This window comes from Pseudescherichia vulneris NBRC 102420 (assembly GCF_000759795.1).
GTDB lineage: Bacteria > Pseudomonadota > Gammaproteobacteria > Enterobacterales > Enterobacteriaceae > Pseudescherichia > Pseudescherichia vulneris.
Window position 1 is genome coordinate 21,477 of the sequence record NZ_BBMZ01000034.1, and the last position, 9,121, is coordinate 30,597.

Annotated in this window: 15 protein-coding genes; 14 read left to right on the forward strand and 1 reads right to left on the reverse strand. The window is 54.0% G+C overall.

Annotated elements, in window-relative coordinates; all coding sequences use genetic code 11:
• Nucleotides 1-125: 125 nt before the first annotated feature.
• From rnc to acpS, 5 genes are all read left to right on the forward strand, one after another.
• Nucleotides 126-806: a ribonuclease III gene (gene rnc / locus EV102420_RS19460; RefSeq protein ID WP_042395511.1), complete on the forward strand. Its 681-nt coding sequence runs from the start codon at nt 126-128 to the stop codon at nt 804-806.
• Complete coding sequence (gene era, locus EV102420_RS19465) at nt 803-1,711, forward strand: GTPase Era (protein ID WP_042395514.1); 909 nt, start codon at nt 803-805, stop codon at nt 1,709-1,711. Before rnc ends, era begins: the two co-directional genes overlap by 4 nt.
• 65 nt (nt 1,712-1,776) lie before the next feature.
• Complete coding sequence (recO, locus tag EV102420_RS19470) at nt 1,777-2,502, forward strand: DNA repair protein RecO (RefSeq protein ID WP_042395517.1); 726 nt, start codon at nt 1,777-1,779, stop codon at nt 2,500-2,502.
• A 27-nt stretch (nt 2,503-2,529) separates the two neighbouring features.
• The gene (gene pdxJ / locus EV102420_RS19475; RefSeq protein ID WP_042395519.1) at nt 2,530-3,261 is read left to right on the forward strand and encodes a pyridoxine 5'-phosphate synthase; all 732 of its coding nucleotides are present in this window, start codon (nt 2,530-2,532) and stop codon (nt 3,259-3,261) included.
• Nucleotides 3,261-3,641 carry a holo-ACP synthase gene (acpS, locus tag EV102420_RS19480; protein WP_042395522.1) on the forward strand — a complete coding sequence of 127 codons (381 nt, stop codon included), beginning with the start codon at nt 3,261-3,263 and terminating at the stop codon, nt 3,639-3,641. Before pdxJ ends, acpS begins: the two co-directional genes overlap by 1 nt.
• Here the strand turns inward: acpS and EV102420_RS19485 are convergent.
• Entirely contained in the window at nt 3,638-3,898 is a 261-nt protein-coding gene (locus EV102420_RS19485; RefSeq protein ID WP_042395524.1) for a YfhL family 4Fe-4S dicluster ferredoxin, read from the reverse strand. The two genes, acpS and EV102420_RS19485, sit on opposite strands and share 4 nt — an antisense overlap.
• Before the next feature lie 216 nt (nt 3,899-4,114).
• Here EV102420_RS19485 and EV102420_RS19490 point away from each other — a divergent pair, with 216 nt between their 5' ends.
• The 9 genes from EV102420_RS19490 (at nt 4,115) to EV102420_RS19530 (ending at nt 9,118) form a co-directional block, all read left to right on the forward strand.
• Entirely contained in the window at nt 4,115-4,549 is a 435-nt protein-coding gene (locus tag EV102420_RS19490) for an antiterminator Q family protein (protein ID WP_042395526.1), read from the forward strand.
• Between the two features lie 79 nt (nt 4,550-4,628).
• Nucleotides 4,629-5,177 carry a phage neck terminator protein gene (locus tag EV102420_RS19495; protein WP_441843073.1) on the forward strand — a complete coding sequence of 183 codons (549 nt, stop codon included), beginning with the start codon at nt 4,629-4,631 and terminating at the stop codon, nt 5,175-5,177.
• Nucleotides 5,178-5,180: 3 nt separating this feature from the next.
• Complete coding sequence (locus EV102420_RS19500; RefSeq protein ID WP_042395532.1) at nt 5,181-6,341, forward strand: DUF3383 family protein; 1,161 nt, start codon at nt 5,181-5,183, stop codon at nt 6,339-6,341.
• Between the two features lie 10 nt (nt 6,342-6,351).
• Nucleotides 6,352-6,792 (forward strand): phage structural protein, encoded by a 441-nt coding sequence (locus tag EV102420_RS19505; RefSeq protein ID WP_042395533.1) that lies wholly within the window; start codon nt 6,352-6,354, stop codon nt 6,790-6,792.
• A 3-nt stretch (nt 6,793-6,795) separates the two neighbouring features.
• Nucleotides 6,796-7,221, forward strand: a complete 426-nt coding sequence (locus EV102420_RS19510; protein WP_042395536.1) for a phage tail assembly chaperone — start codon at nt 6,796-6,798, stop codon at nt 7,219-7,221.
• A complete protein-coding gene (locus tag EV102420_RS19515; protein WP_165570677.1) occupies nt 7,221-7,409 on the forward strand; it encodes a DUF6889 family protein in 189 nt (62 codons plus the stop codon). The genes EV102420_RS19510 and EV102420_RS19515 overlap by 1 nt, the downstream gene beginning before the upstream one ends.
• On the forward strand, nt 7,399-8,244 hold the full coding sequence (locus EV102420_RS19520) for a hypothetical protein (protein ID WP_042395539.1): 846 nt from the start codon (nt 7,399-7,401) through the stop codon (nt 8,242-8,244). The genes EV102420_RS19515 and EV102420_RS19520 overlap by 11 nt, the downstream gene beginning before the upstream one ends.
• Nucleotides 8,244-8,819: a phage baseplate protein gene (locus EV102420_RS19525; protein ID WP_042395542.1), complete on the forward strand. Its 576-nt coding sequence runs from the start codon at nt 8,244-8,246 to the stop codon at nt 8,817-8,819. The genes EV102420_RS19520 and EV102420_RS19525 overlap by 1 nt, the downstream gene beginning before the upstream one ends.
• Nucleotides 8,816-9,118, forward strand: coding sequence for a phage baseplate plug family protein (locus EV102420_RS19530; protein ID WP_042395543.1), 303 nt, complete (start codon nt 8,816-8,818; stop codon nt 9,116-9,118). The genes EV102420_RS19525 and EV102420_RS19530 overlap by 4 nt, the downstream gene beginning before the upstream one ends.
• Nucleotides 9,119-9,121 lie beyond the last annotated feature (3 nt).

Sequence of the window (9,121 nt, forward strand, 5' to 3'; positions counted from 1 at the left end):
GTATAGAATATTCCCCCGAAGTTTAGGCTGGTTCCGCAGGGAGCCACGGCACACGAAACCGCGTTGTTTTCTTCAGGTCGGTTTCGTGTGCTGCATTTTTGACGCATTCATCCTATTGGTATCGCATGAACCCCATCGTAATTAATCGGCTTCAACGGAAGCTGGGCTACACTTTTCAACATCAGGAGTTATTGCAGCAGGCGTTAACCCATCGCAGCGCCAGCAGCAAACACAATGAGCGTCTGGAGTTTTTGGGTGACTCCATTTTAAGTTTCGTTATTGCTAACGCGCTCTATCACCGTTTTCCCCGCGTGGACGAAGGCGATATGAGCCGGATGCGCGCGACGCTGGTGCGCGGCAACACGCTGGCTGAACTCGGTCGCGAGTTTGAGCTGGGCGAGTGCCTGCGTTTAGGGCCGGGCGAGCTTAAAAGCGGTGGTTTTCGCCGGGAGTCTATTCTGGCCGATACCGTTGAGGCGTTGATTGGCGGCGTGTTTCTCGACAGCGATATCCAGACCGTCGAAAAGCTGATCCTCTACTGGTATCAAACGCGCCTGGACGAGATCAGCCCAGGGGATAAGCAAAAAGATCCGAAGACGCGTTTGCAGGAATTTTTACAGGGTCGTCACCTGCCGCTGCCAACCTATCTGGTTGTGCAGGTGCGTGGCGAAGCCCACGATCAGGAATTTACTATCCACTGCCAGGTAAGCGGCCTGAGTGAACCGGTGGTCGGCACAGGTTCCAGCCGCCGCAAGGCGGAGCAGGCAGCCGCCGAACAGGCGTTGAAAAAACTGGAGCTGGAATGAGCAACGAAAAAACATACTGCGGATTTATTGCCATCGTTGGACGTCCCAACGTAGGCAAATCTACGCTGCTGAACAATCTGCTTGGGCAGAAGATCTCTATTACCTCCCGTAAAGCGCAGACTACGCGTCACCGCATCACGGGGATCCATACTGAAGGCGCTTACCAGGCCATCTACGTGGACACCCCGGGCCTGCATATGGAAGAGAAGCGTGCCATCAACCGCCTGATGAACAAGGCGGCCAGCAGCTCTATCGGCGACGTTGAGCTGGTGATCTTCGTAGTAGAAGGCACCCGCTGGACGGCGGACGACGAGATGGTGCTCAACAAGCTGCGTGACGGTAAAGCGCCGGTGATCCTGGCCGTTAACAAAGTCGATAACGTGCAGGAGAAGGCGGATCTGCTGCCGCACCTGCAGTTCCTCGCCAGCCAGATGAACTTCCTCGATATCGTGCCGCTCTCCGCTGAGACCGGGATGAACGTGGATACCATTGCCAGCATCGTGCGTAAGCATCTGCCGGAAGCGATCCACCACTTCCCGGAAGATTACATCACCGATCGTTCCCAGCGCTTTATGGCTTCGGAGATCATCCGTGAAAAACTGATGCGTTTCCTTGGTGAAGAGCTGCCCTACTCGGTGACCGTCGAGATCGAGCAATTTGTCACCAACGAGCGCGGCGGTTACGACGTTAACGGCCTGATCCTGGTTGAGCGCGAAGGCCAGAAGAAGATGGTGATTGGCAACAAAGGGGCCAAGATCAAAACCATCGGTATCGAAGCCCGCAAAGATATGCAGGAGATGTTCGAAGCGCCGGTGCACCTTGAGCTGTGGGTGAAGGTCAAATCTGGCTGGGCCGATGACGAGCGCGCCCTGCGTAGCCTCGGCTACGTTGACGATCTCAAGTAATTGACCGAAACGAACGGGTACGTTCAACGTACCTGCGGCATGAAAGACGACGAGTATAGAGGCTAATGGAAGGGTGGCAGCGCGCTTTTGTTCTCCATAGTCGTCCCTGGAGCGAAACCAGCCTGATGCTGGACGTCTTCACGGAAGAGTCGGGCCGTGTGCGCCTTGTTGCTAAAGGCGCACGCGCAAAACGTTCCAACCTTAAGGGCGCACTCCAGCCCTTTACGCCTCTGCTGGTACGCTTCGGCGGCCGGGGTGAAGTCAAAACCCTGCGCAGCGCGGAAGCAGTGTCGCTGGCGCTCCCTCTGAGCGGTATCACCCTCTACAGCGGCCTCTACGTCAACGAGCTTATCTCTCGCGTGCTTGAACATGAGACGCGCTTCTCTGAACTTTTTTTCGATTACCTGCACTGTATCCAGGCGCTGGCAGGCCTGAGCGGCTCGCCCGAACCGGTCCTCCGGCGCTTTGAACTGGCGCTGCTGGGGCACCTGGGATACGGCATCGATTTTATGCACTGCGCCGGGACCGGCGAAGCGGTAGAGGACACCATGACCTACCGCTACCGGGAGGAGAAGGGGTTTATCGCCAGCGTGGTGATCGATAACCGCACCTTCACCGGCCGTCAGCTGCGGGCGCTCGCCGAGCGTGAGTTTCCCGATAGCGATACGTTAAAAGCGGCGAAACGCTTTACCCGCGCGGCCCTGAAGCCGTATCTTGGCGGTAAGCCGTTAAAAAGCCGGGAGCTGTTTCGCCAGTTTGTGCCGAAACGGCCAGCGCCGGATGCACCGTAATAAAGGATATTCGAGGATTGTATTGTCATGGCTGAACTACTGTTAGGCGTTAATATCGATCACATTGCCACCCTGCGTAACGCGCGTGGCACGGCATACCCGGATCCGGTCCAGGCGGCGTTTATTGCCGAGCAGGCGGGGGCGGACGGTATTACGATCCATCTGCGTGAGGATCGTCGCCACATCACCGACCGCGACGTAAAAGTCCTGCGCCAGACGCTGGATACGCGCATGAACCTGGAGATGGCGGTCACCGAAGAGATGCTGGCTATCGCCTGTGAGACTAAACCTCACTTCTGCTGTCTGGTACCGGAAAAGCGCCAGGAAGTGACTACCGAAGGCGGACTGGACGTCGCCGGGCAGCGGGATAAGATGCGCGACGCCTGCTCACGACTGGCGGATGCCGGGATCCTGGTATCGCTGTTTATCGATGCCGATGCCGAGCAGATCAAAGCCGCCGCAGAAGTGGGCGCGCCCTACATCGAAATTCACACCGGCTGCTATGCGGACGCGGAAGACGACCTCACTCAGGCCAAAGAGCTGGAGCGCATCGCCAACGCCGCCACCTATGCGGCAAGCCTCGGCCTGAAGGTTAACGCCGGCCACGGCCTGACCTACCACAACGTGAAGCCTATCGCCCGCATCCCGGAGATGCACGAGCTGAACATCGGCCACGCCATTATTGGCCGGGCGGTAATGAGCGGCCTGAAAGAGGCGGTAGCCGAGATGAAGCGCCTGATGCTGGAAGCGCGTGCCTGATGGCTATTCTGGGCTTAGGCACGGATATCGTGGAGATTGACCGCATTGAAGCGGTCATCTCCCGCTCCGGCGACCGGCTGGCAAAGCGGGTATTGAGTGCCAACGAGTGGGAGATCTACCAGGCGCACCAGCAGCCAGTGCGCTTTCTTGCCAAGCGTTTTGCGGTAAAAGAGGCGGCAGCGAAAGCGTTCGGGACCGGGATCCGTAACGGCCTGGCGTTCAACCAGTTTGAAGTGTTTAACGACGAGCTGGGCAAGCCGCGTCTGCGCCTGTGGGGCGAAGCGCTGAAGCTGGCGGAGCGGCTGGGCGTGGCGCATATGCATGTCACCCTGGCGGATGAACGGCGCTACGCCTGCGCGACGGTGATTATCGAAAGCTAAATCTTATCCGCATGGTGCAGCAGGACAAACTTGTCCCACAGCTGCTCCTGGTTCTCGCTGTGCGCCAGATCCTTGAGAATGGTATTGGGGATAGGGCAGACCTTCTGACACGTCGGCGTCTCATAGTGGCCGACGCACTCCGTACAGCGATCGCTGTTAATCTCATAAACGCTCTCACCCATTGAGATGGCCTCGTTCGGACACTCGGGTTCGCACATATCGCAGTTTATGCATTTTTTGGTGATCAACAACGCCATCGGAAAGTCTCAGAAGGTACACAAGCAGGGCGGGTATTATACGCCCGATTTCTGCTCAGACCAGTTTTTTCACCTGTGCGTTTGCAGTACCGATCGCCGTCACGTTTCTGCCTTTTCCTGGCAGCAATAGCAATTTTTGCCCGCCTGCGAGGGCAAAAAAAAGTAATTATGCTGCTCCTCAGATACTTTCTACAGCAAATAGCCAGGGATAGATCTATGCGCAATATACAGCAGGTCTTAGAGCGCTGGGGCGGGTGGGCCGCCCAGCATAATACGGCAGTCAGTTGGTCCCCCATTGCGGCAGGGTTTAAGGGGTTGATTGGAGCCAGCTTCTCGTCTCGTCTTTCTTGTAGCGATGATGATGGGCTGATTATTGATAGCTGCATCAGCCGCCTACAGCAGATACGTAAATCTGAAGAGTTGAATGCCATCATGCTTCACTACGTTCACGGTCTGTCAAAACGAGAAATTGGTCGCAGAGCCAAAACCTCGGAGCGCGAAATAAGACGAGTGATTGAGACTGCCGAGGGTTTTATCGAGGGTTGCCTATGTATGCTTGGCGTATCGCTACAAATGGACTCTGAAGTCGTTAAACATCCCAATGAAAAAAGTGCTCATGCGGGCCGCAAAAAGTATGACAGACTACTATGAGTTGAATTAACAACCTCAACCAAAAGCCCCGAACTCTCGGGGCTTTTTTTATGCCCGCCATTTGATGGAGGCCTTCATCTTGAGCAACAACACAAGTACAGAGGCGGGCTGGCTAACGCCTACCAGCCCCGATCCAGATTACGACGAGGCGCTCGACGCGCAGCTAAGCCAGTGGATAAGCAGCGTATCCGGCTTGCCCTTAGAAGCGGTGCATCCCCGATGGCGTGAAGAACCATTATTACCGTCTTCAACGAATGCGACGTGGTGTGCATTCAGTATCACGGCATGGTCCAGCGATGATAACCCGGCATTTTCCAGCCAGCTGGATGAAAACGTGCAGTTCTGGCGGCATGAAACATTTGAGTGTACGGCCTCATTTTACGGCTCTGCAGGCATGACGTATGCCGCCCGTTTTCGTGATGGCATCGCTGTACCACAGAACAACGCCAGCCTGAATGCACTTGGCTTTTCGCTGAGCGATGACATCTTTTTAACGCTTTATCCCGAACTTATTGAGCAAACGTGGGTTCGCCGTTACGACATGACAGCGCAGCTGCGCCGCAAGATTGTGCGCGAATACGCTATTCAATCGCTGGTGGCAGCGCCAGCGATCTTTTCAGGAGAATAAAACATGGCTCAGGGCTTACCCCTATCCAACATTGTTAACGTAGATGTCATCATGTCGCCGACGGCGGCGACCGGTCGTAACTTTGGTTCACTTCTGATCCTCGGCTCGTCCGCAACGATCCCGACAACAGAACGGATACGTCTTTATGTTTCGATTACCGATATCGGCACTGATTTCGGCACAGCCAGCCCGGAATACGCCGCGGCATCGGTTTACTTTAGCCAGTCGCCTTCACCTTCAGAGGTGTACATTGGTCGCTGGGCGAAAGCCGCTACCACCTCTGAAGGTGAGGAGGCAGAAACTATCGTTGATGCGGTTAACGCATGCCTACAGTTTCCTGGATGGTATGGGCTGGTTGTCGCGGCTGAAGTTGCTACCGGCGGCGATGTGCTCGACGCAAGCGACGTCGTTAGCATTGCTGCTCTCATTGAAGCCGCCAGCCCGAGCCGCATTTTTGGCGTTACCTCTGGCGATCCCGGGATTGTCAGCACAGGGGTAACAAATGACGTCGCCTCTTTACTCAAGGCGGGCGGCTATGGCCGGACATTTATCCAATACTCTACCCACAGCCCATACGCTGCGGTCTCGGCATTTGGTCGAGCTTTCACTGTTAATTTTAACGCCAGTAATACAACTATCACCCTGAAATTTAAGCAGGAACCAACAATTACCTATGAGACGCTGACTATTGGCCAGGCATCTGCGGTAGATGCGAAGCGTGCCAACGTCTTTGTCTATTACGCCAATGACACCGCAATTTTGCAGCAGGGGGTCATGGCGAACGGTGACTTCTTTGATGAACGCCACGGGCTCGACTGGCTACAAAACGATGTGCAGACCAACCTCTATAACCTGCTTTATACCAGCACCAGCAAAATTCCCCAGACCGATGCCGGTGTGACGCGCTTGCTTGCCTGCGTAGAGCAGTCTATGGACCAGTCGGTCACCAATGGCCTGGTTGCGCCCGGCGTATGGAACGGTGGTGCAGTGGGGCAACTCTCTTTCGGTGATACCCTGACCAAAGGGTACTACGTCTATGCGCAGCCGCTTTCAGCGCAGGCTCAGGCAGACCGGGAGGCGCGCAAAGCCCCGTTGATTCAGGTGGCCTGCAAGCTGGCAGGCGCGGTTCATTATGCAGATGTGCAAATCAATGTAGTTCGCTAAGGAGCAACAGATGGCAACGTACTCTTTTCTTGACGTCACCGCGACGCTTACCGGACCGACTGGCATTATTGATTTTGGTCAGGGCTCGGCTAACGCCTCAGAAGGCATCACCCAGACCATGGGTAGCGCTATGAATACCATGACAGTGGGCGCTGACGGCGAAATAATGCATAGCCTGAATGCGGACAAGTCCGGCACGATTACGGTATCGCTGCTTAAGACCTCCCCGGTCAATAAACGTTTGTCTTTGGCCTACAATGCGCAAACCCTGTCAGCTGCGACCTGGGGAAATAATGTCATTGTCATACGCAATACCGCCTCCGGGGATATTTTGACCGCAAGATCGTGTGCATTCCAGAAACACCCTGATTTTAACAATGCCGCCGACGGCGGAACGGTAGAGTGGGTCTTTGACTGTGGAAAAATTGACCGGCTACTTGGGGAGTTTTAACATATGGAATTTGCTATTAACGGTGTCGCCTACCGCACCGCCAGGCTTAGCGTATTCGAACAGTTAAAGGTTGCTCGCAAGCTGCTGCCGCTACTGGCCAGCATGGTGGCAGATTTCCGCACTGGCCAGGAGAAGATCGGCAATCACGATAGCGAAGGGGCAGTTGCTGCCGTTCTGCCTAAAATTGCTTCGGCGGTATCGAGTCTCAACGACGATGATGTTAACGCAATCCTTTTTCCCTGCCTCTCCGTTGTTTCCCGAGAACATATGAGAGGCTGGGTTCCTGTTTTCCAGCATGGCGAACTTGCCTTTGATGATATTGAGTTGTTGACCCTGTTACAGCTGGTGGCGCGGGTGGTCGCCGACTCATTGGGAAATTTTTTACAAGGGCTTCCTATGGACGAGAAGTCAGCCCAGCCGGGGGAATAATGCTGAATACCTTACCGGGCGGAGAGGATTTTATTTTGCGCCCGGCACTCGCCTTTGGGATCGATCAGAAAGATCTCGACAGCGGTGCGGTCGATCTCTGCCGCATCGCCTTACTTAATGACTACCTTGACATGCGCGAGGATAACGATGCGCGGGTAGATAAGTGGAGGGTCGCTAATGAGCGGTAGCGTAAAAGCAGTGAAAGATTTTTTTCTCTCGCTGGGATTAGATATTGAGCAAATAGATACCGATAAGCTTACCGTGCTATTTGAACAGATGACGGCTGCTTTGCCTGAGATCGGCCCTCTGGCAGAAAGTACCTCATATGTTATGCCACAGATCGCGAAGAGCCTGGAAAAAGCGAGTCGGCTTGCGCAATGTGCTTGTGACGCAATCGCACCTTCGTTCATAGTGGCAGAGAGAGTGTATAAAACCTACATCGTAGCCGATGCTGAAAGTATTCTACCCAGTACAAGCTCTTTTTCCGATGGTCGTCGAAGTGCGATGGCAAGTACGTTGCGCCGATTGGCTTTAGAAGCTACATCGGACAGTGATATCCCCTCTGTTAATCATGAAGTAAAGATAGAATCCCTACATGCAACTCGACGCAGTAGAAAAGTGCCGGACTGGATAGCGCCGTTCTATCACTCGGCAGAGTTACTCTATCAGCCCTCTGCCTGGCTAATGCAAAGCCAGATTGCCGCTGAACCAAGCCGCAAAGAGACTGTCATTAACCATGCCAGTATACAAAACATATCTCAGCTTATGCAGGCAGCTGTGCAACACATCGCGCTGCGCGGCAATATGATTTCTATGCTTAATACTTCTACCCACAATGCCGAGAATTATTTGAACGTCAATCAGCAGTCAGGCCGGAACGTCAACAGCATGACATCGGTTCATCAGCAAAATACCTATAACATCTACGGCAGTAACGCCCGTGAAATAGCGTCTGAGGTGGAAATGCGCCAGCACTCCGCTAACGCAAGAATAATGCGTGCCAACCAGAGCGGGGTGGGGTAATGGATATTCTTTCGACGCTGTTACTTAAGCCAACCCGTATGCTTGGCCGCATCGGTAGTTTTATCATCCCTAGCGTCGTTATTTCTGAGAAGCATACCGACACTTTGACGATTACTGAGCACCCGGTAGAGCTAGGCGCGCCAATTGCCGATCACGCCTATAAGCTGCCTGCAGACCTCGTCATGGAAGTAGGATTTGCGGGCGGCGGCGCAGTGCTTGATTTAGCATCTCATCTTACCGGGACCGATCTGTTGGGTCTCTCTCCAAAAGAGATTTATCAACAGCTAATAACGTTACAAGAGGAGCGAATTCCATTCAATGTCGTCACCGGTAAACGTATCTATAACAACATGCTTCTTAAGAGTATCGAAGTCACAACGGACGCAAAGAGTGAAAATGTTCTCTCGGCCACCCTTACGCTGCGTGAGATCCTGATCTCGCGTACGCAGTCTATTGTGGTGGCGGATAAAACAGAGATGAAAGAGGGAGCCAATACTTCAACTGTCATTAATGCTGGTACCAAAAACCTAAAGCCTTCGGGTAAAGCGTGGATTAAACCAGGGAGGACGCCGTGATCGTATCTGAGATCCCACTTAACCCTGATAACCAGATGTTCAACATCGAGATTGCCGGAACCCGCTGGCGAATGAGCGTTATCTGGCGGGAAGTCTGGTGGGTAATGAACCTGGCGGACAGCAGTGGCAATGCCCTTATCAACGGTATTCCCTTGGTAACGGGTGTAGATCTGTTGGCGCAGTACGCTTGGCTCGGATTTAACTTCCAGCTATCGGTCAGCTGTGATGACAGCGTCCAGGTTTACCCTGGCAAAACCGATCTCGGTATCCGCTCTCATCTGTATGTGATTACGGAGTAACAC

Excerpts from the sequence above, each read along its gene's own strand:
- rnc (WP_042395511.1), top strand. The coding sequence starts at position 126 with ATGAACCCCATCGTAATTAATCGGCTTCAACGGAAGCTGGGCTACACT.
- era (WP_042395514.1), top strand. The coding sequence starts at position 803 with ATGAGCAACGAAAAAACATACTGCGGATTTATTGCCATCGTTGGACGT.
- recO (WP_042395517.1), top strand. The coding sequence starts at position 1,777 with ATGGAAGGGTGGCAGCGCGCTTTTGTTCTCCATAGTCGTCCCTGGAGC.
- pdxJ (WP_042395519.1), top strand. The coding sequence starts at position 2,530 with ATGGCTGAACTACTGTTAGGCGTTAATATCGATCACATTGCCACCCTG.
- acpS (WP_042395522.1), top strand. The coding sequence starts at position 3,261 with ATGGCTATTCTGGGCTTAGGCACGGATATCGTGGAGATTGACCGCATT.
- EV102420_RS19485 (WP_042395524.1), bottom strand. The coding sequence starts at position 3,898 with ATGGCGTTGTTGATCACCAAAAAATGCATAAACTGCGATATGTGCGAA.
- EV102420_RS19490 (WP_042395526.1), top strand. The coding sequence starts at position 4,115 with ATGCGCAATATACAGCAGGTCTTAGAGCGCTGGGGCGGGTGGGCCGCC.
- EV102420_RS19500 (WP_042395532.1), top strand. The coding sequence starts at position 5,181 with ATGGCTCAGGGCTTACCCCTATCCAACATTGTTAACGTAGATGTCATC.
- EV102420_RS19505 (WP_042395533.1), top strand. The coding sequence starts at position 6,352 with ATGGCAACGTACTCTTTTCTTGACGTCACCGCGACGCTTACCGGACCG.
- EV102420_RS19510 (WP_042395536.1), top strand. The coding sequence starts at position 6,796 with ATGGAATTTGCTATTAACGGTGTCGCCTACCGCACCGCCAGGCTTAGC.
- EV102420_RS19515 (WP_165570677.1), top strand. The coding sequence starts at position 7,221 with ATGCTGAATACCTTACCGGGCGGAGAGGATTTTATTTTGCGCCCGGCA.
- EV102420_RS19520 (WP_042395539.1), top strand. The coding sequence starts at position 7,399 with ATGAGCGGTAGCGTAAAAGCAGTGAAAGATTTTTTTCTCTCGCTGGGA.
- EV102420_RS19525 (WP_042395542.1), top strand. The coding sequence starts at position 8,244 with ATGGATATTCTTTCGACGCTGTTACTTAAGCCAACCCGTATGCTTGGC.